Here is a 23,019-nt window from a genome sequence, read left to right as displayed (position 1 = left end):
GCCGACCCTATGTGACGAGGAGGCCGCGGTGCCTGTCGCGTACACCGGCGGCCTCCTCGTCGACGTTCTCCCCTGTGCCCGGGCCGGACGGCCCGGTGCGGCGGCTCAGGCCTGGCCGACCTCGAACCGCAGGAAGCGGGTCACCTCGATGCCGGCGTCGGCCAGCACCTGCTTGACGGTCTTCTTGTTGTCGGCGACCGACGCCTGCTCCAGCAGGACGAAGTCCTTGAAGAAGGCGTTGACCCGGCCCTCGACGATCTTCGGCAGCGCCGCCTCGGGCTTGTTCTCCTCGCGGGCGGTCTGCTCGGCGATGCGCCGCTCGGACTCGACGGTCTCGGCCGGCACCTCGTCGCGGGTGAGGTACTTCGGCCGCATCGCGGCGATCTGCATGGCCACGGCGCGCGCGTCGGCGTCCGCCGCCTCGTCCGACTTGCCGGTGAACTCGACCAGCACGCCGACCGCCGGGGGCAGGTCCTGGCTCTTGCGGTGCATGTAGACCGCGGTGGTGCCGTCCAGCTTGGCGAAGCGGTTGAGCACCAGCTTCTCGCCGATCTTGGCGGACTGCTCCTGGATCAGGTCGGCCACGCTCTTGCCGTCGATGCTGCTGGCGAGCAGCTCCTCGGCGTTGGTGGCGCCGCTGGCCACGCCGTGCTCGACCAGCTGCTGGGCCAGCGCGATGAAGGCGTCGTTCTTGGCGACGAAGTCGGTCTCGCAGTTGAGCTCGAGCAGCGCCTGGCCGGAGTGGGCGATCAGGCCGTTGGCGGCGGTGCGCCCGGCCCGCTTGCCGACGTCCTTGGCGCCCTTGACGCGCAGGATCTCGACGGCCTTGTCGAAGTCGCCCTCGGCCTCGGTCAGCGCCTTCTTGGAGTCCATCATGCCGGCGCCGGTGAGGTCGCGGAGCTTCTTGACGTCCGCGGCGGTGAAGTTGGACATGACTCTCTCTTCGGTGTCAGTGAGGTGGTCTGGGGTGCTGGTTACCCGGTTCCGGGCCGGTTCTGCCCGGCGTACCCGTCGCGTCCCACCGCCGGGAACCCGGACGGTGGGGACGCGACGGCGAGATCACTCCGCGGAGGCGGTCGCCGGCTGCTCGGCGGCCGGCGCGGCCGGCTCGGCGGCGGCGGGCTGCTCGTCGGCCTTCTTCGGCTCCTCGAGCAGCTCGCGCTCCCACTCGGCCAGCGGCTCGTCGGCGGCGACCTGGCCGGCCTCGGGCTTCTCGTCCGCGCCCCGGTTGCGGCCGGAACGGGCGATCAGACCGTCGGCGACGGCGGCGGCGACGACCTTGGTCAGCAGCTCGGCCGAGCGGATGGCGTCGTCGTTGCCCGGGATCGGGAAGTCGACCTCGTCCGGGTCGCAGTTGGTGTCGAGCACCGCGATCACCGGGATGCCCAGCTTGCGGGCCTCGTCGACGGCGATGTGCTCCTTCTTGGTGTCGACGATCCAGACCGCGGCCGGGAGCTTCTGCATGTCCCGCAGACCACCGAGGGTCTTGGTGAGCTTGATCTTCTCGCGGGAGAGCTGGAGCGTCTCCTTCTTGGTGTAACCGGCGGCGGTGCCGCTCAGGTCACCCAGGGCCTCCAGCTCCTTCATCCGCTGCAGCCGCTTGTACACGGTCTGGAAGTTGGTCAGCATGCCACCGAGCCAGCGGTGGTTCACGTACGGCTGGCCGACCCGGGTCGCCTGCTCGGCGATGGCCTCCTGGGCCTGCTTCTTGGTGCCGACGAACAGGATGCTGCCGCCACCGGCGACGGTGGTGCGGACGAACTCGTACGCCTTCTCGATGTAGTCGAGCGTCTGGCGCAGGTCGATGATGTAGATACCGTTGCGCTCGGTGAAGATGAAGCGCTTCATCTTCGGGTTCCAGCGGCGGGTCTGGTGCCCGAAGTGCACACCGCTTTCCAGCAGCTGACGCATGGTCACGACGGCCATGGTGGGTTACTCCTACGTTGTCCCTGGTTGTCCGTCCAGCCGGCGGCCGGACGCCTGGCGCCCGGTCGCCGGCCAGGGTGGGCCCGGTACGTCAGACCGGGACCAGGGAGGCCGTCGCCCCACGGAGGAGACCGTGGAGAGGGCACGCGAGGTCGACCGCGCGAGGCGGTCGCCAGTCGACCAGTGTACGCGCCCTCTCCGCTGCCCGGCCCCCGGGTGCGGAGGCCGGCGTGATCGACTCCAGGTGCGCCTTGATCGACTCCAGGACGGCGAAGTGGCGGCGTCACCCTGTCGGTGACACCGCCACTCCGGCGCACTGGGGTCGGGCTCAGCCGGCCGCGAGGGCGGCGGCGAGGAAGAGGACCAGGCCGACGGTCAGGTAGGCGGTCGGCGGGCGCAGCCAGCCCCGGCTGCCGTCGGCGAGCGCCAGCCCGCCGGTGCGCAGCCCGTACAGACCGGTGCCGAAGATCGGCAGACCCACCACCAGGAAGATGCCCACCACCACGTGCGACGTCGACACCGGGTCGCCGAACAGGCCGTGCAGCAGCACCCGCACCGCCGGCACCTCCAGCACCAGCACCAGCACCGCCAGCAGCACCGCCAGCGCGGGGCGCCGGGTCCGGTAGACGCCGTCGCCGGGCGGCGGACCGTCCGGTCGGGGCATGAGTGCCGGCATCGGGCCGGTCGGCATCTCCAGCGGGTTCGGGGTCGCCGCCGGCTGGGCCGGACCACCCGGACGCTCGCCGATTCGCAGCGGAGTGGCCTCGCCGGGGTTCAGCCGTGCCGCGGCGGCCGTTTCGGCCCCGCCGTCGGCACCAGGCGCCGGCTCGACGACCGGGTAGCCGCCGATCGGGCTGAGCCGGGGCTTCTCGACGCCGGCAGCAGCGCTCCGGGCGTCGGCGCCGCCCGCCGGGTCGCTGCCGTGGACGATGAGGCCGTACGGGTCGGCACCGGCCGGTACGGCGCCGGTCAGCGGGGCGGTTGCCGGCGCACCGAGCGTGCTCGACAGCGGGTTACCGTGCGCGGCGGTGCCGAGCGCGTCGACGCCGCTGCGGGACACCGCGCCGAGCGGGTCGGCCGCCGACTCGCGTGCCGCGCGACGGCCGGCGCGCGACCCGGGCAGCTCACCGGAGACCTCCGGGTCGTCCGGCCGCTGCGACCGCCAGCTGCTCGTGTCGTCCACCAGCGGATCGGCGGCGGAGTACCGGCCCGGCTCGGCGTACCGGCTGTCACCGGCGCGCTGCTCGGGCGTGCGGTAGTCGTCGTCGCGGTAGCGGGGCTCGCCCGCGGCGCGCCAGTCCGACTCGTATCCCCGGTCGCCCCATCGCGACCCCTGCTCATCCTCGGAATAGCTGCGTCGTCCGTCCACGACCGGCACGGTATGCGACGGGCTCCAGCCGCGCCATTCGGGCCTCCCGAGGATCGGCCCAGGTCAGCGCCGATATCGCCGGGTCGCCGACAAAACACGCTCAGTAGCCGCACGGCGTGAAGATCGGCGCGACGTCCGGGTAGGGGAAGTCGCCGGGGAGCGCGAAGCCGAGCGAGCGCTCCACCGCCGGCCAGTTCGGTGGCGCGCTCGACCGGGCGGGAGGCGGCACCATCCGCGCGAGCCGCTCGACGTACCGATTCATGCAAGCCTCACGTCTCTCCCGCGCTCTCCGTAGCAGATCGGAGTCATGATCGTCGTTCCGTCCACAGGCGGCACCTTGTCCACAGGGCGGCCCCGCACGACGCCCCCGCTCCCGTCCGCCGGTCGCATCCTGGCCGGCATGACGAACCGGAACCGAGCCGTCGGGGCGTACGGCGAGCGGTGCGCGCTACGGCACCTGATCGAGACGGGCCTGCGCCCGGTCGCCCGCAACTGGCGCTGCCCCGAGGGCGAGATCGACATCATCGCCTGGGAGGGCCCGGTCCTGGCCATCTGCGAGGTCAAGACGCGCCGTACCGAGCAGTTCGGCTCCCCCGCCGAGGCCGTCGTACCGGCCAAGGCCCGCCGGCTGCGCGGCCTGGCCGCGCGCTGGCTCGCCGAGACCGGCACCACCGCCGACGAGGTCCGCTTCGACGTGCTCTCCGTCCGGCTCCCGCTCACCGGCCCCGCCCGCGTCGAGCACGTCCGCGGCGCGTTCTGAGATGGGGTACGCGAAAGTGCTGAGCGTCGGCCTGGCCGGAGTCGCCGGACATCTCGTCGAGGTCGAGGCCGACCTGGCGCCCGGCCTGCCCGCCGTGATCATCTCCGGCCTGCCGGACACCGCGCTTCACGAGGCACGCGACCGGGTCCGCGCCGCGATCGTCAACTCCGGCCAGAAGTGGCCCAACCGGCGCATCACGCTCAACCTGCTTCCTGCCACACTGCCGAAGTACGGCTCGGCGTTCGACCTCGCCATCGCGCTCGCCGTCCTGGCCGGCTCGGGTGAACTGCCACCGGTCGCGCTTGACGCCACTGTCGTGCTCGGTGAACTCGGCCTCGACGGCACGGTACGCCCCGTCCGCGGCACGCTGCCGATGGTCGCCGCCGCCGCCCGCGCCGGGCACACCCGCGTCGTCGTACCCGCCGGCAACGCCGCCGAGGCGGCAGTCATCCCGGGCGTACGCGTGCACGCGGTCGACACGCTGCACCGGCTCGTCGCCCACGTCCGCGACGGCAGCCCGCTGCTCGCCCCGCCCGCCCACGTCCCGGCCGGCGGCACGGCCGGGCCCGACCTGGCCGACGTGGCCGGGCAGCCGCTCGGGCGGCGCGCGCTGGAGATCGCCGCCGCCGGTGGCCACCACCTCGCACTGCTCGGTCCGCCCGGCGCCGGCAAGACCATGCTCGCCGAACGGCTGCCGTCGATCCTGCCCGAGCTGGACGACGAGGCAGCCCTGGAGGTGACCGCGCTGCACTCGATCGCCGGTCTGCTGCCACCCGGCGGCGGGCTGTTGCGCCGTCCCCCGTTCCAGGCGCCGCACCACACCGCCACGGTGCCAGCGCTCGTCGGAGGCGGTTCCGGGCTGGCCCGGCCCGGCGCGGTGTCGCTCGCCCACCGCGGGGTCCTGTTCCTGGACGAGGCGCCCGAGTTCAGCAAGGGCGCGCTGGAGGCGTTGCGGCAGCCGCTGGAGAGCGGCCGGGTGCGGGTGGCGCGTACCCGGGGCGCCACCGAGTACCCGGCCCGCACCCAACTGGTGCTGGCGGCCAATCCCTGCCCGTGCGCGAAACCGTCCGGCGACGTCGACTGCGAGTGCCCGCCGCCGGCCCGGCGACGCTACCTGGGGCGGTTGTCGGGTCCGCTGCTCGACCGGGTGGACGTGCAGGTCCAGCTGAAGGCGGTACGCGCGGCGGAGCTGCTGAGCACCGGCGCCGCGCAGGAGTCCTCGGCCACCGTCGCCGCCCGGGTGGTCGCCGCGCGGCACGCCGCCGCCGAGCGCTGGACGGCCACCGGGCACCGGGTGAACGCCGACGTCCCCGGCCCGTACCTGCGCCGGCCGCCGTGGCACCTGCCGGCCCGGGTCACCACGGATCTGCGCCGCCGGCTCGACACCGGTTCGCTGTCCGCGCGCGGCTACGACCGCGTACTCCGGCTCGCCTGGACCATCGCGGACCTGGACGGGCGGGACCGGCCCGGCCACGACGACGTGGCGGAGGCCATCCAGCTCCGGACCGGGCAGGGCGCGTGAGCGCCGACGATCGCCGGCTGGCGCGGGTCGCGCTCACCTGGCTCGCCGAACCCGGCACCCGGTCGGTGTACGCCCTGGTCGAGCGGCTCGGCCCGGTCGCCGCACTCGATCTGCTGCTGTCCGGCGGGGCGCCGGAGCGGACGCTGCGGTCGGCCGTCGCGGCGCGCGGCGCTGCCGGGGACGCCCGGGCGGTCGCCGCCGACGCGCTGGCCCGCGGCGAACGGCTCGGGGCCCGGCTGGTCACCCCGGACGACGACGAATGGCCCGCCCAGGTCGGCGACCTGCGCCGGCTGGCGCTCTCCGGGGCCACCCGGCGGGTCGACGTGGAGACCGATCCGCCGCTCTGTTTCTGGGTACGCGGAGCGTGGCCGCTCGATGAGGCGCTGGCGCGCTCGGTGGCGGTCGTCGGCGCGCGGGCGGCCACCCCCTACGGCGCGCACATCGCCACCGAGCTGGGCTACGGTCTCGCCGACCGGGAGTGGACAGTCGTGTCCGGCGGGGCGTTCGGCATCGACGCCGCCGCGCATCGCGGGGCGCTGACAGCGGGCGGGCGCACCGTCGCCGTGCTCGCCTGCGGCGTGGACCGCCCGTACCCGATGGGCAACGCCGCGCTGTTCGACCGGATCGCCGAGACCGGCCTGCTGGTGAGCGAATGGGTTCCGGGCGCGGAGCCGTTGCGGCCCCGGTTCCTCATCCGCAACCGGGTCATCGCGGCGGCGACGAACGGCACTGTCCTCGTCGAGGCCGCCGCCCGCAGCGGCGCCACCCAGACACTCAACCGGGCGCTCGGCCTGCGCCGCCCGGCGATGGTGGTGCCCGGGCCGGTCACGTCAGCGATGTCCGTCGGTGGCCACGAGGTGCTGCGGGAACGGCCGGAGGCACGGCTGGTAGCGAACGTCGCGCACGTGCTGGAGGAGGTGGGACGCATCGGGTACGACCTGGCCCCGCCCGCCCGGGCGCCCGAACGCCCCCGGGACCGGCTCGACGAGGAGGCCACCCAGGTGCTGGAGGCGCTGCCCCGCCGCCGGGCCCTCGACCTGGAGAGCATCGCCGCGCGGGCGGGCGTCGACCTGCGTACCGCCATGCGCAAACTGTCCATGCTGGAGGAACTGGCGATGGTGGTACGCCGCGACGACGGATACGCACTCGCACCGCCCCCACCGGTCGCCCGTTGGTGAGCGCGTCAGTCGCCCTCGAACCGGATCTCGGCGTCGCGGCGCTCGGCACATCGGCGGACGAGCCGGGCCAGCCGGTGCACGTGGTCGACCTCCGCCGGCGCCCCGGCCACCTCGGCCAGGCACCGCAGCTCGGCGAGCAGTTGCGGCATCCGCTCGGCGCTCACTGTCAGCTCACCGAGCGGGTCGACGCGGTCCAGCAGCGGGGTCCGCCCGCCGCCCCGGACACGCTTGAGCAGGTCGAGCAGCACGTCCTGCGGGTCTGCGACGGCCTCGATCGAGACATACGCGGGCCGGCGACGACCGGTGCCCGCCGATATCTGCCGGTAGAGGACGGCGTCCACTCCCACTCTCGGCCTCCTCGTACCGGCGTCACCGTCACGGGGACGCACTGGCCTGATCGCGGCCGGATCGGCCTCCGTCGGGGCCGGCTCGGCCGCGCTGCCCGCCGGTCGCCGCACCGGAGCGTGCCGCAGAATGAGTTTCCCCTGTCCAGACCGGCTTCTGCCACCCCGCTCAGCGCGTCGTCACGCTTTCCACGCCGGAAGGACGCGGCCGACGTGGCGGACGGCACAGCCCACGGGCGACGGCCGACCCGCCGCGAAGGCGGGAGCGACAGCCGGGCGGCACGGCGAGGTGGCGGCACGGCGACGGGCGGCGCTCCGGCCTTACGCTGGGGCGGTGATCGCCGTCCGCCTCCGCCGCCGCGACCGTGTGCGCCCGGACCGGGTGCCGCGGTGAGCAGACGGCAGCGCGGCACCCGGGACGCACACGAGGAACTGCCGGCCTCGATGCGCGAGGCGGTGGACGACTTCGCCGATCATCTGTCGCGGGTGCGCAACCGCTCCGTCCACACCGTCCGGGCGTACGTCACGGATCTCGTGTCGCTGCTGGATCACGCCGTCCGGATGGGCTGCGCCGAACTGCCGGAGCTGGACCTCGCCGTGGTGCGCAGCTGGCTGGCGAAGCAGCGGACCGTGGGAGCGGCCCGGACGACGATGGCGCGACGCGCCGCCGCGGCCCGGACGTTCAGCGCCTGGGCGCACCGCACCGGCCTGCTCGCCGACGACGTGGCCGCGCCGCTGGCCAGCCCTCGCGCCCGGCGGGAACTGCCCACGGTGCTGCGCGCCGACCAGGCCGCCGCCCTGGTGGAGGCACCGTCGCAGCGCCCGGGCCCGCCCGAGGCCGACCGCTCGACGGTCCACCCCGACGGCGCCGGGCTCGGACGCGACCACGCAACGGCCCCCGAGGCGGCCGGCGACGGACCGCCCGACGCGGTGCTGCTGCGCGACCGGCTGCTGCTGGAACTGCTCTACGGCACCGGGGTACGCGTCAGCGAGGCGTGCGGCCTCGACGTCACAGACGTCGACCAGGCCCGCCGGGTGGTACGCGTGCTGGGCAAGGGCGGGCGGGAGCGGTCGGTGCCCTACGGAGTGCCGGCCCAGCGGGCGCTCGACGCCTGGCTGCGCGACGGCCGGCCCACTCTGCTGACCCCGGGCTCGGGCCGGGCACTGCTGCTCGGAGCTAGGGGCGGGCGGCTCAACCCGACCACCGCGCGGCGGATCGTGTCCGGCTGGGCCGGGGCCGCCGGGGTACCGCGGGTCACGCCGCACGGGCTGCGCCACTCCGCAGCGACGCACCTGCTCGAAGGAGGCGCGGACCTGCGCGCCGTGCAGGAGCTGCTGGGGCACTCGTCGCTCGCCAGCACCCAGATCTACACGCACGTCTCGGTGGAGCGGCTCCGCGCCGCGTACCGCCAGGCACACCCCCGCGCCTGACCACCGAATGCGGCCGGCGCATGATCCATCCCGGGCTAGGATCGGTGCATGACGGTGCCGCAGCCGCCCGAGCCGATTCCCGGGGCTCGGCTGCTCTTCTCCCTCGATCCCTCCGTCAGCCATCTCAACCACGGCTCGTTCGGCGCCGTACCGATCGCCGTGCAACGCGCCCAGCAGCGCCTGCGCGACGAGATGGAGGCCAACCCGCTGCGGTTCTTCACGCAGGGCCTGGTCGACCGGATCGCCCACGCCCGCCGTCACCTGGCCGCGTTCCTCGGCGCCGACCCGGACGGCACCACGCTCGTCGGCAACGCCACCACCGGCGCGGCCGTGGTGTTGCAGTCGCTGGCGCTGCGCCCCGGCGACGAGATCGTGACCACCGACCACGGGTACGGGGCGGTGGCGCTCTCGATCGCCAGGGAGTGCGCCCGCACCGGGGCGGTGCACCGCACGCTGCCGGTGCCGTTGACCGCCACCGACGAGGAGGTGGTCGAGATCGTCCGCACCGGGCTGCGGCCCGGGCGTACCAGGCTGCTGATCGTCGACCAGCTCACCTCGCCGACCGCCCGGCTTTTCCCGACCGCGGCGATCGTCGCGGTGGCCCGGGAGCAGGGCGTGCCGGTGCTGGTGGACGCCGCGCACGCGCCGGGCATGCTGCCGGCCACCGTCGCGTCGGTAGGCGCCGACTTCTGGGTCGGCAACCTGCACAAATGGGCGTACGCGCCACGCGGCACCGCCGTACTCGTGGTGGCGCCGCAGTGGCGGGAGAAGATCCAGCCGCTCGTCGTCTCGTGGGAGCAGGACAGCGGCTTCCCGGTCCGTGTCGAGTGGCAGGCGACGCTCGACTACACCGGCTGGCTGGCCGCGCCGGTGGGCCTGTTCACGTTGCGCAGCCTCGGCGTGGACCGGGTACGCGCGCACAACGCGGCGCTGGCCGCGTACGGGCAACGGGTCGTCGGGGACGCGCTCGGTGTGGCGCCGGAGCGGCTGCCGGAGCCCGGCGGACCGGCGGTCGCCATGCGGCTCGTGCCGCTGCCGCCCGGTGTCGCGACGACGCTGGACGCGGCCCGGGAGCTGCGGACCCGGATCGCCGACCGGCTCTCCGCCGAGGTGTCGATCGCCGGCTGGAACGGGCGCGGCTACCTGCGGTTGTGCGGACAGGTCTACAACACCCCCGACGAGTACGACCGGCTGGCCGTCCGGCTGCCTGCGCTGCTCGCCCAGGGCTGAGCGACACGCCCGATCACCCGGCGAGGTCGGCGGGGACGGGGTGCAGCGGCAGCAACCGGACGCGACCGAGCCCGAGCAGGGCCAGCGGATCGAGGTACTCCGCGTCGCGTCGCAGTCCCCAGTGCAGGCAGGCCGCCTCCACGCACCCGGGATGCCCGGCGAGCAGGACGCCGACCGGCGTGCCGGCGTCCACACGGGTACCGGCGGCGAGCCGGGAGCGGACCGGTTCGTATGTGGTGCGCAGCCCGTCGGCATGGCCGACGGTGAGCACCGGCCGGCCGGCGACGGTGCCGGCGAACAGGACGGTCCCGGCGCCGGCCGCCAGCACCGGCGCGCCCGGCTCGGCGGCGAGGTCGACACCCCGGTGCCCGGACAGCCAGGGCTGCGGCGGCGGGTCGAAGCGCCGCACCACCCGGGGCGCGCCCGGCAGCGGCCACCGGAACCGCCCACCGGGCGCACCCCGAAGTCCCGCAGCCGAGCCGCCCGCCGCCGAAGCACCAGGAGTCGGGGCACCCGCAGGTAACCCCGACAACGGCCCGACCGAGGCCGACAGCGTCGTCCGGGAAGACGCGGAGGGCCCCGGCAGACAGACGACGAGGAACAACACCACGGCGTAAGAGATCGAGGAACGCACGCGAGCACCCTGCCCAGCCCGGGCACCCTCCCGCGCACCCCACCCGCCGGCCCTGTGGACGACGCCCTCACTGTGGACGAGCGCCGAATTCGGGGCCGATCTGCTACGGCCCGGACGCCTATGCTGGCCGGGTGACGAAGGACTGGTACGCCTGGCACCGCGACTACGACCAGCCCGAGTCCGCACTGGCCCGGCGGCTCGCCGAGGTGCGGCAGCGTGTCTCCGACGCCCTCGACGCGGCACCACCCGGTCCGCTGCGCGCGCTGAGTCTGTGCGCGGGCCAGGGCCGCGACCTGATCCCGGTGCTGGCCGCCCATCCGCGGGGCGCCGACGTGACCGCCCGCCTGGTCGAGCTGGATCCGCGCAACACCGATCCGGCCCGCCGTGCCGCCGCCGACGCCGGGCTCACCGGCGTGGAGGTGGTGACCGGGGACGCCTCGCTGACCGACCGGTACGCCGACCTGGCGCCGGCGGACCTGGTGCTGGTCTGCGGCATCTTCGGCAACATCAGCGACGACGACATCCGGGCCACGGTGCGGCACTGCGCCTCGCTCTGCGCCACCGGCGGCACGGTGCTGTGGACGCGGCACCGGCGGGAGCCGGACCTGGTGCCGGTCATCTGCGAGTGGTTCGCCGAGGAGGGCTTCGAGCCGGTCGCGGTGACCAGCCCGGCCGACGGTGTGGGCGTCGGCGCGCACCGCTTCACCGGCACGCCCCGCCCGCTGGCGCCGGGTGCGCGGATGTTCACGTTCGCGGGCTACGACGTGCTGGAGCGGACGGAGCAGGAATGACCACTGTGGACGACTTCAGCCGGCCCTCCCGGGTGGCCGGGCCGGACGAGGCGATCAGCGCCGAGGAGCTTCAGCTCGCCGCGCGTAACCACGGCATCCCGTTGGAGGCGCTGCGGTACGACGTGACCCCGGCGGGCCTGCACTACCTGCTCATCCACTACGACATCCCGGACGTCGACCCGGCCGCGTACGCGCTGAAGGTGTCCGGCGCGGTCGAGCGTCCGTTGCGGCTGGACCTGGCGGCGCTGCGCGACCGGCCCCGGGTGACACACCGCGTGACGCTGGAGTGCGCCGGCAACGGGCGGGCGCTGCTGCATCCCCGCCCGGTCAGCCAGCCCTGGCTGGTGGAGGCGGTGGGCAACGCCGAGTGGACCGGTACGCCGCTGGCGCCGCTGCTGCGCGAGGCCGGCCTGTCCGGCGACGCGGTGGACGCGGTGTTCACCGGCGCGGACCACGGGGTGGAGCGCGGCGTCGAGCAGGACTACCAGCGGGCGCTGCCGGTCGCAGACGCGCTGCGTGAGGAGGTGCTGCTGGCGTACGAGATGAACGGCGCTCCCCTGCTGCCGCAGCACGGCGCGCCGCTGCGCCTGATCGTGCCCGGCTGGTACGGCATGGCGCACGTGAAGTGGCTGCGCGACATCACCGTGACGACCGAGCCGTTCGACGGCTACCAGAACGCGGTGGCCTACCGGCTGCGGCGCGACGCCGACGACCCGGGTGTGCCGGTGATCCGGATCGAGCCGCGTGCGCTGGTGCGTCCGCCCGGGTTCCCGGATTTCATGTCCCGCACCCGGGTGCTGCGGCCCGGGCCGTGCACTCTGGACGGCCGGGCCTGGTCCGGCCACGCGCCGGTGATCTCGGTCGAGGTGACGACCGACGGCGGTGGGACGTGGACGCCGGCGGTCCTGGACGAGCCGGCCGGAGGCGAGTGGGCGTGGCGCCGCTGGTCGGTGAGCTGGACGGCGACGCCGGGGCGGTACGTGCTCGGCGCCCGGGCGACCGACGCGTCGGGGCGTACCCAGCCGGTCGAGCAGCCGTGGAACCGGGGCGGGTTCGCGAACAACCTGGTACAGCGGGTCGAGGTGGTCGTGCCGGCGGAGTGATCTCCGGCGTTCAGCCGCCTGCGGTCAGCTCCCGAATCCGGAATCTGCGGGAAGCGAGATGTCGGGCTTTTCGAGCTCTTCCACATTGACGTCCTTGAACGTCATCACTCGCACATTCTTGACGAAACGGGCAGGGCGGTACATGTCCCACACCCAGGCGTCGTGCATCTCGACCTCGAAGTAGACCTCGCCGTCGGAGTTGCGCACGTGCAGGTCGACCTGGTTGGCCAGGTAGAAACGGCGCTCGGTCTCCACCACGTAGGAGAACTGGCGGACGATGTCCCGGTACTCCCGGTAGAGCTGCAGCTCCATCTCGGTCTCGTACTTCTCGAGATCTTCCGCGCTCATCGCACTCCGCCTTCCATGACCACATCTTCCCCCACCGACGCCGGAGGTCGCGGCTGCTCGCCCAACGCCACGCCGACGGTACCCCCTGACGCGCCGCAGCGCCCCATCGGCTCGTCCGGGCGGCCGGCGAACGCGCCGGGCCCGAGACCCGGCAGCCCTGCTACGGGCTCGGGCGACGGTGCGTCGGTGCCCGCCGGGCGGCGGGCGCGGGGAGGCCGGCCGTCCCGTCCGGAGACGGCGGCCACGTTCACGTACGAGAAGCGGTGTTCCCGGCAGGGCCCGAGCGCGCGCAGGGCGGCGCTGTGCTCGGCGGTGATGTAGCCCTTGTGCTCGGCGAAGCCGTAGCCGGGGAACCGCCCGTCCAGTTCCACCATCATCCGGTCCCGGGTGACCTTCGCCAGCACGCTGGCCGCCGCCACGCACGCGGCCACCCGGTCACCCTTCCAGACCGCCAGGCCCGGCACGTCCAGCCCGTCGACGCCGAAGCCGTCGGTCAGCACGTACTCCGGGCGGGTGGTGAGCGAGGCGAGCGCCCGGCGCATCGCGGCGAGGTTGCACACGTGCAGCCCGCGGGCGTCGACCTCCTCGGCCGGGATGACCACCACGGCGTACGCCAGGGCCCGTGCCACCACCTCGTCGTAGACGCGCTCGCGGGCGGCGGGGGTGAGCAGCTTCGAGTCGGCCAGCTCGTCGATCTCGCCGCGCCGGCCCTCGGGCAGGATCGCGGCGGCGGCCACCAGCGGCCCGGCACAGGCGCCTCGACCGGCCTCGTCGGCGCCCGCCACGTGCCGGAAGCCGCGCCGTTGCAGGGCCCGCTCCAGCGCGTAGAGGCCGCCGTCGCGGCGTACCACGGTGCGCGGCGGAGTCAGCATGCGCCGCCTCCCGACAGCACGGCGCCGAGCCAGCCGGGCAGGTCCGGTGGGTAGTAGCGCTCGGTGCTGGTGGCCAGCTCGGCGACCGGCCACCAGCGGTGCCCGTGCACGCTCGCCCGCTCGACGTCGGTGAACCCGGCGGTGTCGACCTCCCAGCCCGTCACCCGGACCAGGTAGAACTGCTGCTCCTGGCGGTACCAGACGCCGTCGAACGGGAACTCGACGGTGTCCGACCAGACCGGCGCGCCCAGCTCGGCCGGGGCCAGCCGCAGGCCGGTCTCCTCGGCCAGTTCCCGGGCGGCGCCGTCGGCCGGGGACTCCCCCGGGTCCAGCCCGCCGCCGGGGGTGAACCAGTACCGGTGACCCGGCCGGGCCGGATCACTGCCCTGGAAGAGCAGCACCCGGTCGGACGCGTCGACCAGCAGCACCCGGGCCGCGCGACGAGGGGTGTAGACGGTCACCGCACCAGCCTGCCAGACGCCTGCGACGAACGACCACGCCCTCCCGCCGGCCGCGCAGGGCCGGCGGGCCGGAGCGTGGCGCGAGCCTGCTCAGGGATTGGGGATCCCGTCGAACTGCTTCGGAACGCTGAGCCAGGTCGCGCGGCTGACCGGCCAGAAGATGGTGAAGGCCCGGCCGACGACCTCGCCCTCGGGGATGGTGGCGACGTTGATGTCCTCGCCCGACTGCTGCCAGTGCTCCAGCGAGTCGCCGGACGCCTCCCGGTGGTCACCCATGACCCACAGGCGCCCCTTCGGCACGGTGATGTCGAAGTCCTGGTCGGCGGGCTTGTTGCCGGGGAAGATGAACGGCTCGTCGATCGGCTTGCCGTTGATGACCAGCCGCTCCTGGCCGCCGGTGCGGTCGCAGCAGACCACGTGATCGCCGCCGACGCCGATCACCCGCTTGATGAAGTCCTCGCCGTCGGGGTTGCCGCTCCACTCGATGGGCGCCTTGAAGACGATGACCTCACCCCGGTGCGGCGAACGGAAGTCGTAGACCAGCTTGTTGACAAGCACCCGATCGTCGATCTTGAGGGTGTTCTCCATGGACGGCGACGGGATGAAGAAGGTCTGCAGCACGAAGGCACGCACCAGCACCGCGACCAGGATCGCCACGCCCAGGAGGATGGGCAGCTCCTTCCAGAAGGAGCTGCGGGGCTTCTCGGTCTGCTCGTCGATCACGGGTGGAGCCTACGTCGCCGGGTATGCCGCGGTCGCCCCGAACCCGCCAGAACGGTGAGCGTCGCCGCGACCGGGAGGATCAGGACGACGCCGCCGACCGGGTCGGGATCCACCGGCACCGGCCCCGGCGCCGCCGCGGCGTCCGCGCGCGGCACGCTCGAGAAGGTCTCCGGTACGGGCAGACTCGTCCAACGCTGCGAGGGCCAGACGATCATGAAGGCGCGGCCGACCACGTTCTCGATCGGCACCGGTCCCTGACATCGGGCGTCCTGCGAGACCAGCCGGTGGTCACCCATCACGAAGATCTGCCCCGGCGGCACCACCACCTCGGTGAACTGCCGGGACCGGCACTCCTTCGGATTGGGTGGCAGCTCGACCGGGGAGTCCTCGGAAACGTACGCCGTCTCGTCCAGCGGCACCCCGTTGACCACCACCCGGCCGTCGTCGCAGCACCAGACCTTGTCGCCCGGTACGCCGATGACGCGCTTGATGAAGTCCTTCTCGCCGGGGCGGCTGACGCCCACCAGGTCGCCGAGTGTGCGGCCGACCCGGCCGGCGAAGTTCGTCGGCGGCGCGGGCGCCTCCTGGGCGACCCAGCGGTCGGTGCCCCGGAACACCACCACCTCGCCACGGATCGGGTCCCGGACGTCGTAGACGACCTTGTTGACGAGCACCCGGTCACCGACGAGCAGCGTGTCCTCCATCGAGCCGGAGGGGATGAAGAACGCCTGGAGCAGGAACGTCCGGATCAGCACCGCGAGGCAGAACGCCACGATCAGCAGCAGCGGCAGCTCCTGCCAGAGCGGCATCTGGCGGCGGCCGCGGCGGGCCCGCCGGCGCCAGGGATCGACGGCGCCGTCCTCGTCAACCATCTGCACCATGCCACTCTCCGGTCCGCGGAAACGACACTACCGCCCGGGAGTCTCCTCGGAGACCCCACGGGCGGTAGTGGACCGTTTCGCACCGTCCGGCTGCGCCCGTACCGACCAGGGTAATGCGGTCTGGTCGATACGACATCCGCGCAGCCCGGGCGGCGTGGCGAACGCGGATCAGTTAGCCGGCTGCTTCTCCCGCAGCTCCTTGATCTTGGCCTTCTTGCCGCGCAGCTCACGCAGGTAGTAGAGCTTGGCGCGACGCACGTCACCGCGGGTCACGACCTCGATCCGGTCGATGCCCGGGCCGTTGAGCGGGTAGGTCCGCTCCACGCCGACACCGAAGCTGACCTTGCGGACCGAGAAGGTCTCGCGCAGGCCGTCGCCCTGGCGGCGGATGACGACGCCCTGGAAGATCTGGACCCGGGAGCGGTTGCCCTCGACGACCCGCGCGTGCACCTTGACGGTGTCACCGGCACGGAAGTCGGGCAGGTCGGTACGCTTCGACTGGGCGTCAAGGGCGTCCAGGATGTTCATCGCTGTGTCCTCGTGAGGCTCACGGCGCATCGTCACTCGATGCGCGGATGGGTGATTCTGACCCCCGGGTGGTGACCGGCGGGACCGGCCCCGGTCGGGGGTCCTCGCAGCCGCCCACGGCGTGGACGGATGCGGCAACCCCTCTACTTTGCCACATGCCCCGGTGGCGGGGAAAATCCGCCCCGGTCCAGCGTCGCCCGGTCCCGCTCGTCGAGCGTCTCCGGGGCCAGCGCGCCGATCATGTCGGGGCGCCGGGCCGCGGTCCGCAGCAGCGACTCGTCCCGCCGCCAGCGGTCGATCCGGGCGTGGTCGCCGGAGCGCAGCACCTCGGGCACGTCCAGCCCGCGCCAGCTCGCCGGCTTCGTGTAGAGCGGGGCCTCCAGCAACCCGTGCGCGTGCGACTCCTCGTCCAGCGACCCGGCGTTGCCGAGCACACCGGGCAGCAGCCGGGTGACCGCCTCCAGGATCACCAGCACGGCCACCTCGCCGCCGAACAGCACGTAGTCGCCGAGCGAGACCTCGGTCACCGGCATCCGGGTCGCCGCGTGGTCCAGCACCCGCTGGTCGATGCCCTCGTAGCGGCCGCAGGCGAACAGCAGGTGCGACTCGGCGGCCAGCTCGTGCGCCAGGGCCTGGGTGAACGGGACGCCGGCGGGCGACGGCACGAGCAGCCGGGGCAGCGTGTGCCCGTCCGGGCTCAGCTCGCCGGGCGCCAGCGCGTCCAGTGCCTCACCCCACGGCTCCGGCCGCATGACCATGCCCGGACCGCCGCCGTAGGGCGTGTCGTCGACGGTGCGGTGCACGTCGTGGGTCCAGGTCCGCAGATCGTGTACGGCCAGCCGCAGCGTGCCGTTCGCGCGGGCCTTGCCGATGAGCGACAGGTCCAGCGGGGCGAAGTACTCGGGGAAGATCGACACGATGTCGACGCGCATGCGGTGGCTCCAGCCGGAGGTCGAGAGCTAGAGGTCGAGCAGGCCACCGGGCAGGTCGACGACGACGCGACCGCCGGCCAGATCCACCTCGGGCACGATCGCCTTGACGAACGGGACCAGCGCGGTACGCCCCTCGGGGCGCCGCAGCACCAGCATGTCGGACGCGGGCGCGTGGTCGATGCGGGCCACCTCGCCCACGTGCTCGCCGCCGCGGGTGACCACGGCGAGCCCGACCAGCTGGTGGTCGTGGAACTCCTCCGGGTCCTCCGGCGGGGCGACGTCGGCGCTGTCCACGCCGAGCAGCGTGTTGCGCAGCGCCTCGGCGACGTCGCGCTCCAGCACGCCCTCGAAGGCGACGAGCAGGCGGCCCTGGTGCCAGCGGGCCGACTCGACGGTGAGTGTCGGCGGCACCCGCCAGGCACCGGGCTCCGACGGGGTGGCCCCCGGCTCGGTGGTCAACACCGAGCCGGGGGCGAACCGTGCTTCGGGCTCGTCGGTACGCACCTCCACGGTGACCTCACCGCGGATGCCGTGCGGCTTACCGATCCGGCCGACGACGAGAAGCATCAGTACGAGTCGACGATGTCGACGCGTACCCCACGCCCGCCGATGGAGCCGATCACCTGGCGCAGCGCCTTGGCGGTCCGGCCGGACCGCCCGATCACCGTGCCGAGGTCCTCGGGGTGCACGCGGACTTCGAGGCGCTTGCCCCGACGGGAGTCGACCATGCGCACCCGGACGTCGTCCGGGTGGTCGACGATGCCCTTGACCAGGTGCTCCAGAGCGGGACGCAGCGGCATGTCAGGCCTGCTCGCCGGACTCGGCACCGGTCTGCTCCTCGGCCTTGGGGGCCTCGGCCTTCGGCTCCTCCGCCTTGGCGGCGGCCTTCTTGGCCGGCTTCGCCGGGGTGTCCGCCACGCCGGCGGCGGCCTTCGCCTCGGCCTCGTACGCCGCCTTGCGGTCGGCCCGCTCGGGGGCGACCTTCAGCGGCGGCGGGGCCGGCAGGCCCTTGAACTTCTGCCAGTCACCGGTCAGCTCCAGCAGGCGCTGCACGGCCTCGCTCGGCTGGGCGCCGACCGAGAGCCAGTACTGGACCCGCTCCGACTTGACCTCGATCACCGAAGGGTCTTCCTTCGGCTGGTACACACCGACGAACTCGATCGCGCGACCGTCACGCTTGGTGCGCGAGTCGGCGATGACGATGCGGTACTGCGGGTTGCGGATCTTGCCCATCCGCAGGAGCCGGATCTTTACGGCCACAGTTGTTTCGCTCCTGTTGCGATCTCACCGGCCCGTACGGGCGGTGTGGCGGGTGAGCGCCGACCGGCACAGTGGGGTTTGGGCCGGAGACTGCTCGGTGAACTGGCGACGCGCCCGGGTTAGAGGGCGCCGGACGCGTGCCGGATACCAGCGAACCATTCTGCCAGATCCGGACCGGAACTCTCACACCGGACCCGGACACCACGCCCGGGGCAGCCCGGACCGTGACCGAGGACACTCGTTCAGCGCACCGGCGGGCGGTCCCAGCCCGGCGGAAGTTCGTCCGGTACGTCCCATTCGGCGGGCGGGGTGAAGTCGCACCAGGTGCCGTCGAACGGGAACTCCCCCGCCTCGGCGATCCGGATCACCCGCTCGCCCTCGGCGCGTACCGCCTTCTCGTCTGTCACCCAGTAGTGCTCCGGGAACGCCAGCCGCTCGGCGAACTCGTCCTCGTCCTTCCACTCCCAGCTCAGGTCCGGGTGGACCACGACGTCGAGGTCCTGGTCGACCATGTCGACCCCGGCCACCGTGCCGTCGTCCCAGCGGACGCCGGGCTCCTCCAGGTTGACGTACCAGTTCTGGAAGCGGCCGGCGGCGTCGCGGAACCACCAGACCGAGTGGGCCGCGCCGGTGGGCAGGAACTTCAGCACCGGCGGGCCGTTCCACAGCCCCTGCGCGAGCCGGTAGGACGACGTCACCCACTCGGCGAACGGCACGGCCCGCATGCCCAGGCCGGCCTCCGTCACCTCGTGCGCGACGGGCGCTGTCCGCGCCACCCAGAGCAGCAGGCCACGCTCGTCGTCGGAGACCACGCGGGCCGACCGGACCCAGCCGATCCGGCCGTGCCGCACGTTCCGGTGCAGGATCAGCCGCCCCGGCGCGAACCGGCCGGCCGGATCGCCGGGCCGCATCTCAGTACGCGCGGGCGAGGATCGCCACCAGGTCGGGCTCGTCCTCCGAGTCCGGCACCGAGCCGTCGGCGCGCACCAGGCAGCGGACCGTCACGCCCTGGCCGTTCGCCTCGGCCTCGCCCTCGACGCCGACCGCCGACCACGGCACCCGCGCCCAGCCGGTGGCGGACGCCTCGATCGCCTCGGCCAGCGTCGACACCTCGACGGTGCGGGACCGGCGGAACTCCAGCGCCTGGTCGTGCAGCGCCCGCTGGTCGGCCTCCAGCGCGGCCACCACCGCGCCGACCACGTCGGCCACCGGCGTCGGGGCCTTCGAGCCGTCCGTACGCCGGACCACCACAGCGTTGCCGGCGGCCAGGTCACGCGGGCCGACCTCGACGCGGACCGGGTAGCCGCGCAGCTCGGCGTCGACGGCGCGGCGGCCGAACGCGGTGTCGGTCCGGTCGTCGAGCGCCACCCGCACCCCGGCGTCGCGCAGCGCGTCGCACAGCTTGGCCGCCGCCTGGCTCACGCCCTCGCCGTCCTTGACGATCATCACGTACGCCTGGACCGGCGCCAGCTTCGGCGGCACCCGCAGCCCGTTGTCGTCGCCGTGGCACATGATCAGGCCGCCGAGCATCCGGGTGGAGGTGCCCCAGGAGGTGGTCCACGCGTGCTCCCGGCCGCCCTCGGCCGACGAGTAGCTGATGTCGAACGCCTTGGCGAAGTTCTGGCCCAGCTCGTGGCTGGTGCCCAGCTGGAGCGCCTTGCCGTCGCCCATCATGCCCTCGCACGTGTACGTGGCGGTGGCGCCGGCGAAGCGCTCCCGGGCGGTCTTCAGGCCCACCACCACCGGGATGCCGAGCACGTTGACCATCAGATCCTCGTACGCCTCGTGCAGGATCCGCCGCGCGTAGGCGCGGGCGTCGGAACGGGTGGCGTGCGCGGTGTGCCCCTCCTGCCAGAGGAACTCGCTGGTACGCAGGAAGATCCGCGGGCGCAGCTCCCACCGGACCACGTTCGCCCACTGGTTGAGCAGCAGCGGCAGGTCGCGGTACGAGTCGATCCACTTGGCCATGAACTCGCCGATGACCGTCTCGCTCGTGGGCCGCACCACCACCGGCTCGGCGAGCTGCTTGCCGCCACCGTGCGTGACCACCGCCAGCTCCGGCGAGAAGCCCTCGACGTGCTCGGCCTCCCGCTTCAGGTAGCTCTCCGGGATGAACAGCGGGAAGTACGCGTTCTCCGCACCCGCCGCCTTGATCCGGGCGTCCATCTCGGCCTGCATCCGCTCCCAGATGGCGTAGCCGGCCGGTCGGATCACCATGGTCCCCCGGACCGGGCCGTTGTCGGCCAGCTTCGCCTTGGCGATCAGGTCCTGGTACCAGCGGGGAAAGTCCTCCGCACGGGGAGTGAGCACGCGTGCCATGACCGCACATCCTATGCGTCCCGTGACGGGTCGGCGCAGCCGGGCGCGGAACAGCGCCCGTAGACTTCGATCACCATGTCTAAGCCCAGGAACGTCACGCCGGTGCGCGACACGATCGTCGACGCCGCCCGCTCGCTGACCGTCACGACCGGCTGGGCCGGGGTCCGGATGGGTGCGGTCGCGAGCGCGGCGGGGGTGAGCCGGCAGACGGTCTACAACGAGTTCGGCACCAAGGCGGGCCTGGGCGAGGCGCTGGCCCGGCACGAGGTGGACCGGTTCGTCGGCCAGGTCCGGTCCGCGCTGGACGAGCACGACTCCGACGTCCGCGCGGCCGCGTACGCGGCGATCCACCGCACGCTCGCCTCGGCCGCCGAGAACCCGCTGGTGAGGGCGGTGCTGACCAGCACCCGGGGCGGCTCGGAGGAGTTGCTGCCCTACCTCACCACCCGGTCCGAGCTGGTGCTCGCCGAGGCCGCGCGGGCGCTGCTGGAGTGGACCGGTGAGCGTCTGCCCGACGCCGATCCGGCGGCCCTGGCGTTCGCGGCGGACAGCGTCGTACGCCTGGTGGTGAGCCACATCGTGCTGCCCGGTGGCCCGGTGGACGAGACCGCCGACCGGCTGGCCGACCTGGCGGTACGCCTGTTCCTGACGGCGGCGACGGCCCGCTAGGGCCGCCGACGGCGGCCGGTCACCACCGCCACCGACCGCAGGTCAGCGGACGACCCGGCCGCGCAGCACGATCCGGCTGGGGGCGCGGACCACGCGCAGGTCGCGGCGCGGGTCCTCGGGGTAGACCACCAGGTCGGCGAGACCGCCCTCGACCAGCCCGGGGAAGCCGAGCCACTCCCGGGCCCGCCAGGAGGCGGCGGCGAGCACGTCCGGCGCGGACATCCCGGCCTGCTCGTGCAGCAGCAGCATCTCCTCGGCCGCCAGGCCGTGGTCGATGCCCCCACCCGCGTCGGTGCCGACGTAGATCGGCACGCCCGCCTCGTGCGCGGCGCGCACCACCTCGGGGAAGCGGTCGCGCAGGGCGAGCATGTGGTCGGCGTACCCGGGGAACTTGGGCCGGGCCTGCTCGGCGATGTGGCCGAACGTCCGGATGTTGATCATCGTGGGGACCAGCGCGGTGCCCTGCCGGGCCATCAGGTCGATCAGGTCGAGGCTCAGCCCGGTGCCGTGCTCAACCGAGTCCACCCCGGCCCGCACCATGATCTCCACCGCCGACTCGGAGAACGTGTGCACCGCCGCGCGTACGCCGGCGGCGTGGGCGGCGGCGACCGCCGCGGTCATCGTGTCGGCGTCCCAGGCCGGCGCCAGGTCGCCCACGCCCCTGTCGATCCAGTCGCCGACCAGCTTGACCCAGCCGTTGCCGGCCGCGGCCTGCGCGGCCACCGTCGCGGCGACCTCGGCAGCGCCGACCTCCACGCCGATGTCGCGCAGGTAGCGCTTCGGCGGCGCGACGTGCCGGCCCGCGCGGGCCAGTCGCGGCAGGTCCGGCTCGTCCTCCAGTTCGGGGTACGGGTACGGCGAGCCGGCGTCGCGGATCGCCAGCACGCCCGCGTCCCGGTCGATCCGGGCCAGGTCCCGTGCCTGGTCGAGCGAGGTGATCGGGCTTCCGCCGCGGGCGATGCCGATGTGACAGTGGGCGTCGGTCAGGCCGGGCAGCACGAAGCCGCCGTCGGCCACCGTCTCGGCGCCGGGCACCGGTTCGAAGGTGACCCGGTCGCCGACCAGCCAGACGTCCCGGACCTCGTCGTCGGGAAGGAACACACCGCGCACGTGCAGAGCCATGTGCACAGTCCTACCCGATCAGCCCTCCTCGCCGGCGAGCAGGTCGTTGCGGCGCGCGGTCAGCGCCGGCAGATCGATCGAGACCTTCCACGGCCGTGCGGTGACGAACACGTCGTCTGTCTGACCGACCTGCTTGTACTCGAGGTTGGCGCCGAGCGCGTACTCGGTCAGCGTGATCTTCTCCTTGATGGGGTCGAGCACCCAGTAGGAGCGGACGCCCGCGTACGCGTAGACCCTGGCCTTGTCGTACATGTCGCGGAAGGTGGAGGTCGGCGAGATGACCTCGACGGCGAGCACCGCGTCCTCGACCGGCAGCGGGCTCCGGTTGGCGTTACCCCGCACGACCGCGACGACGTCCGGCCGGGGCTCGTTCCGGTGGTCGACCCGCATCGACAGGTCGATGCCGACCTGGTACTCCTTCGGGCAGTTGACCTCCAACGCGAGCAGGAGACGGACACACATGTCCTGGTGCAGCAGAGTGGGCGACGGCACGATCAACCTTCCGTTGATCAGTTCGTACGGAAGGTCCTTGGGCAGTTCGCCCAGGTCGTCGACCGTCCACTCGTGCCGCTCCGGCAGGATCGGGGCCGCGGTCATTGACATCTCCTTCCAGGGG

Annotated in this window: 28 protein-coding genes; 8 read left to right on the top strand and 20 right to left on the bottom strand. The window is 73.5% G+C overall.

Annotation, left to right across the window (positions count from 1 at the left end; all coding sequences use genetic code 11):
- Positions 1–105: 105 nt before the first annotated feature.
- From tsf to O7546_RS05520, 4 genes are all read right to left on the bottom strand, one after another.
- Positions 106–933 (bottom strand): translation elongation factor Ts, encoded by an 828-nt coding sequence (gene tsf, locus O7546_RS05535; protein WP_030269902.1) that lies wholly within the window; start codon positions 931–933, stop codon positions 106–108.
- Positions 934–1,059: 126 nt separating this feature from the next.
- On the bottom strand, positions 1,060–1,926 hold the full coding sequence (gene rpsB / locus O7546_RS05530; protein WP_194799737.1) for a 30S ribosomal protein S2: 867 nt from the start codon (positions 1,924–1,926) through the stop codon (positions 1,060–1,062).
- Positions 1,927–2,254: 328 nt separating this feature from the next.
- Entirely contained in the window at positions 2,255–3,295 is a 1,041-nt protein-coding gene (locus O7546_RS05525; protein WP_281600569.1) for a hypothetical protein, read from the bottom strand.
- Between the two features lie 100 nt (positions 3,296–3,395).
- Positions 3,396–3,557 (bottom strand): hypothetical protein, encoded by a 162-nt coding sequence (locus O7546_RS05520; protein ID WP_281600568.1) that lies wholly within the window; start codon positions 3,555–3,557, stop codon positions 3,396–3,398.
- A gap of 138 nt (positions 3,558–3,695) precedes the next feature.
- Here O7546_RS05520 and O7546_RS05515 point away from each other — a divergent pair, with 138 nt between their 5' ends.
- Genes O7546_RS05515 through O7546_RS05505 form a run of 3 tightly spaced genes read left to right on the top strand, consistent with a single transcriptional unit; the run spans position 3,696 to position 6,755 of the window.
- Positions 3,696–4,055 carry a YraN family protein gene (locus O7546_RS05515; RefSeq protein WP_194799734.1) on the top strand — a complete coding sequence of 120 codons (360 nt, stop codon included), beginning with the start codon at positions 3,696–3,698 and terminating at the stop codon, positions 4,053–4,055.
- Between the two features lies 1 nt (position 4,056).
- Positions 4,057–5,577 (top strand): YifB family Mg chelatase-like AAA ATPase, encoded by a 1,521-nt coding sequence (locus O7546_RS05510; RefSeq protein ID WP_269696294.1) that lies wholly within the window; start codon positions 4,057–4,059, stop codon positions 5,575–5,577.
- Positions 5,574–6,755 (top strand): DNA-processing protein DprA, encoded by a 1,182-nt coding sequence (locus tag O7546_RS05505; RefSeq protein ID WP_194799724.1) that lies wholly within the window; start codon positions 5,574–5,576, stop codon positions 6,753–6,755. Before O7546_RS05510 ends, O7546_RS05505 begins: the two co-directional genes overlap by 4 nt.
- Positions 6,756–6,760: 5 nt before the next feature.
- Here the strand turns inward: O7546_RS05505 and O7546_RS05500 are convergent, their stop codons facing one another.
- Positions 6,761–7,102, bottom strand: coding sequence for a hypothetical protein (locus O7546_RS05500; protein ID WP_194799723.1), 342 nt, complete (start codon positions 7,100–7,102; stop codon positions 6,761–6,763).
- 441 nt (positions 7,103–7,543) lie between these two features.
- Between O7546_RS05500 and O7546_RS05495 the strand changes: the two genes are divergently transcribed.
- Together O7546_RS05495 and O7546_RS05490 are read left to right on the top strand one after the other, a co-directional pair.
- On the top strand, positions 7,544–8,530 hold the full coding sequence (locus O7546_RS05495) for a tyrosine recombinase XerC (protein WP_194799836.1): 987 nt from the start codon (positions 7,544–7,546) through the stop codon (positions 8,528–8,530).
- Positions 8,531–8,578: 48 nt separating this feature from the next.
- On the top strand, positions 8,579–9,760 hold the full coding sequence (locus O7546_RS05490; RefSeq protein ID WP_194799722.1) for an aminotransferase class V-fold PLP-dependent enzyme: 1,182 nt from the start codon (positions 8,579–8,581) through the stop codon (positions 9,758–9,760).
- Between the two features lie 13 nt (positions 9,761–9,773).
- Here O7546_RS05490 and O7546_RS05485 read toward each other — a convergent pair whose 3' ends face one another.
- Complete coding sequence (locus tag O7546_RS05485; RefSeq protein WP_228531724.1) at positions 9,774–10,313, bottom strand: M23 family metallopeptidase; 540 nt, start codon at positions 10,311–10,313, stop codon at positions 9,774–9,776.
- Between the two features lie 212 nt (positions 10,314–10,525).
- On the opposite strand from O7546_RS05485, the gene O7546_RS05480 reads away from it, so the two are divergent.
- Both O7546_RS05480 and O7546_RS05475 read left to right on the top strand, forming a co-directional pair.
- Entirely contained in the window at positions 10,526–11,185 is a 660-nt protein-coding gene (locus tag O7546_RS05480; protein ID WP_194799720.1) for a class I SAM-dependent methyltransferase, read from the top strand.
- Positions 11,182–12,288: a sulfite oxidase gene (locus O7546_RS05475; RefSeq protein WP_281600567.1), complete on the top strand. Its 1,107-nt coding sequence runs from the start codon at positions 11,182–11,184 to the stop codon at positions 12,286–12,288. Before O7546_RS05480 ends, O7546_RS05475 begins: the two co-directional genes overlap by 4 nt.
- 24 nt (positions 12,289–12,312) lie before the next feature.
- On the opposite strand, the gene O7546_RS05470 is transcribed toward O7546_RS05475, so the two are convergent.
- From O7546_RS05470 to proS, 12 genes are all read right to left on the bottom strand, one after another.
- Complete coding sequence (locus O7546_RS05470) at positions 12,313–12,636, bottom strand: DUF2469 domain-containing protein (protein ID WP_011905215.1); 324 nt, start codon at positions 12,634–12,636, stop codon at positions 12,313–12,315.
- Positions 12,633–13,508: a ribonuclease HII gene (locus tag O7546_RS05465; RefSeq protein WP_194799718.1), complete on the bottom strand. Its 876-nt coding sequence runs from the start codon at positions 13,506–13,508 to the stop codon at positions 12,633–12,635. Before O7546_RS05465 ends, O7546_RS05470 begins: the two co-directional genes overlap by 4 nt.
- The gene (locus O7546_RS05460; protein WP_269696290.1) at positions 13,502–13,969 is read right to left on the bottom strand and encodes an NUDIX hydrolase; all 468 of its coding nucleotides are present in this window, start codon (positions 13,967–13,969) and stop codon (positions 13,502–13,504) included. Before O7546_RS05460 ends, O7546_RS05465 begins: the two co-directional genes overlap by 7 nt.
- A 90-nt stretch (positions 13,970–14,059) precedes the next feature.
- Positions 14,060–14,692, bottom strand: a complete 633-nt coding sequence (gene lepB / locus O7546_RS05455) for a signal peptidase I (protein WP_269696289.1) — start codon at positions 14,690–14,692, stop codon at positions 14,060–14,062.
- Positions 14,689–15,573, bottom strand: a complete 885-nt coding sequence (gene lepB, locus O7546_RS05450; protein ID WP_194799715.1) for a signal peptidase I — start codon at positions 15,571–15,573, stop codon at positions 14,689–14,691. Before lepB (O7546_RS05450) ends, lepB (O7546_RS05455) begins: the two co-directional genes overlap by 4 nt.
- Before the next feature lie 168 nt (positions 15,574–15,741).
- Complete coding sequence (gene rplS, locus O7546_RS05445; protein ID WP_013284591.1) at positions 15,742–16,101, bottom strand: 50S ribosomal protein L19; 360 nt, start codon at positions 16,099–16,101, stop codon at positions 15,742–15,744.
- A gap of 143 nt (positions 16,102–16,244) precedes the next feature.
- Entirely contained in the window at positions 16,245–17,033 is a 789-nt protein-coding gene (gene trmD, locus O7546_RS05440) for a tRNA (guanosine(37)-N1)-methyltransferase TrmD (protein WP_194799714.1), read from the bottom strand.
- Positions 17,034–17,060: 27 nt separating this feature from the next.
- Positions 17,061–17,600: a ribosome maturation factor RimM gene (gene rimM / locus O7546_RS05435; RefSeq protein WP_281600566.1), complete on the bottom strand. Its 540-nt coding sequence runs from the start codon at positions 17,598–17,600 to the stop codon at positions 17,061–17,063.
- The gene (locus O7546_RS05430) at positions 17,600–17,860 is read right to left on the bottom strand and encodes an RNA-binding protein (RefSeq protein WP_026268109.1); all 261 of its coding nucleotides are present in this window, start codon (positions 17,858–17,860) and stop codon (positions 17,600–17,602) included. The genes rimM and O7546_RS05430 overlap by 1 nt, the downstream gene beginning before the upstream one ends.
- Positions 17,835–18,293 (bottom strand): 30S ribosomal protein S16, encoded by a 459-nt coding sequence (gene rpsP / locus O7546_RS05425; protein ID WP_018786330.1) that lies wholly within the window; start codon positions 18,291–18,293, stop codon positions 17,835–17,837. Before rpsP ends, O7546_RS05430 begins: the two co-directional genes overlap by 26 nt.
- 242 nt (positions 18,294–18,535) lie before the next feature.
- Positions 18,536–19,204: a DUF402 domain-containing protein gene (locus tag O7546_RS05420; RefSeq protein ID WP_135243758.1), complete on the bottom strand. Its 669-nt coding sequence runs from the start codon at positions 19,202–19,204 to the stop codon at positions 18,536–18,538.
- 1 nt (position 19,205) lies between these two features.
- Entirely contained in the window at positions 19,206–20,612 is a 1,407-nt protein-coding gene (gene proS / locus O7546_RS05415) for a proline--tRNA ligase (protein WP_194799712.1), read from the bottom strand.
- Between the two features lie 75 nt (positions 20,613–20,687).
- Here proS and O7546_RS05410 point away from each other — a divergent pair, with 75 nt between their 5' ends.
- Positions 20,688–21,281 (top strand): TetR family transcriptional regulator, encoded by a 594-nt coding sequence (locus tag O7546_RS05410; protein WP_194799711.1) that lies wholly within the window; start codon positions 20,688–20,690, stop codon positions 21,279–21,281.
- A gap of 42 nt (positions 21,282–21,323) precedes the next feature.
- On the opposite strand, the gene O7546_RS05405 is transcribed toward O7546_RS05410, so the two are convergent.
- Together O7546_RS05405 and O7546_RS05400 are read right to left on the bottom strand one after the other, a co-directional pair.
- On the bottom strand, positions 21,324–22,403 hold the full coding sequence (locus O7546_RS05405) for an amidohydrolase family protein (protein ID WP_194799710.1): 1,080 nt from the start codon (positions 22,401–22,403) through the stop codon (positions 21,324–21,326).
- Positions 22,404–22,421: 18 nt separating this feature from the next.
- Positions 22,422–23,000 (bottom strand): Uma2 family endonuclease, encoded by a 579-nt coding sequence (locus tag O7546_RS05400; protein WP_194799709.1) that lies wholly within the window; start codon positions 22,998–23,000, stop codon positions 22,422–22,424.
- Positions 23,001–23,019 lie beyond the last annotated feature (19 nt).

It is taken from the genome of Micromonospora sp. WMMA1976, assembly GCF_027497335.1.
GTDB classification, from domain to species: Bacteria; Actinomycetota; Actinomycetes; order Mycobacteriales; family Micromonosporaceae; genus Micromonospora; species Micromonospora aurantiaca.
The sequence above is the reverse complement of the archived record's forward strand: the minus strand, read 5'-3'. Positions and strand labels throughout refer to the sequence as shown.

Coding starts and splice junctions, on each gene's coding strand:
- O7546_RS05515 (WP_194799734.1), top strand. CDS start 3,696: ATGACGAACCGGAACCGAGCCGTCGGGGCGTACGGCGAGCGGTGCGCG.
- O7546_RS05410 (WP_194799711.1), top strand. CDS start 20,688: ATGTCTAAGCCCAGGAACGTCACGCCGGTGCGCGACACGATCGTCGAC.
- rpsB (WP_194799737.1), bottom strand. CDS start 1,926: ATGGCCGTCGTGACCATGCGTCAGCTGCTGGAAAGCGGTGTGCACTTC.
- trmD (WP_194799714.1), bottom strand. CDS start 17,033: ATGCGCGTCGACATCGTGTCGATCTTCCCCGAGTACTTCGCCCCGCTG.
- rimM (WP_281600566.1), bottom strand. CDS start 17,600: ATGCTTCTCGTCGTCGGCCGGATCGGTAAGCCGCACGGCATCCGCGGT.
- O7546_RS05520 (WP_281600568.1), bottom strand. CDS start 3,557: ATGAATCGGTACGTCGAGCGGCTCGCGCGGATGGTGCCGCCTCCCGCC.
- proS (WP_194799712.1), bottom strand. CDS start 20,612: ATGGCACGCGTGCTCACTCCCCGTGCGGAGGACTTTCCCCGCTGGTAC.
- O7546_RS05495 (WP_194799836.1), top strand. CDS start 7,544: ATGCGCGAGGCGGTGGACGACTTCGCCGATCATCTGTCGCGGGTGCGC.
- O7546_RS05510 (WP_269696294.1), top strand. CDS start 4,057: ATGGGGTACGCGAAAGTGCTGAGCGTCGGCCTGGCCGGAGTCGCCGGA.
- tsf (WP_030269902.1), bottom strand. CDS start 933: ATGTCCAACTTCACCGCCGCGGACGTCAAGAAGCTCCGCGACCTCACC.
- O7546_RS05405 (WP_194799710.1), bottom strand. CDS start 22,403: ATGGCTCTGCACGTGCGCGGTGTGTTCCTTCCCGACGACGAGGTCCGG.
- O7546_RS05475 (WP_281600567.1), top strand. CDS start 11,182: ATGACCACTGTGGACGACTTCAGCCGGCCCTCCCGGGTGGCCGGGCCG.
- O7546_RS05420 (WP_135243758.1), bottom strand. CDS start 19,204: ATGCGGCCCGGCGATCCGGCCGGCCGGTTCGCGCCGGGGCGGCTGATC.
- O7546_RS05470 (WP_011905215.1), bottom strand. CDS start 12,636: ATGAGCGCGGAAGATCTCGAGAAGTACGAGACCGAGATGGAGCTGCAG.
- lepB (WP_194799715.1), bottom strand. CDS start 15,573: ATGGTGCAGATGGTTGACGAGGACGGCGCCGTCGATCCCTGGCGCCGG.
- O7546_RS05400 (WP_194799709.1), bottom strand. CDS start 23,000: ATGACCGCGGCCCCGATCCTGCCGGAGCGGCACGAGTGGACGGTCGAC.
- O7546_RS05465 (WP_194799718.1), bottom strand. CDS start 13,508: ATGCTGACTCCGCCGCGCACCGTGGTACGCCGCGACGGCGGCCTCTAC.
- rplS (WP_013284591.1), bottom strand. CDS start 16,101: ATGAACATCCTGGACGCCCTTGACGCCCAGTCGAAGCGTACCGACCTG.
- O7546_RS05490 (WP_194799722.1), top strand. CDS start 8,579: ATGACGGTGCCGCAGCCGCCCGAGCCGATTCCCGGGGCTCGGCTGCTC.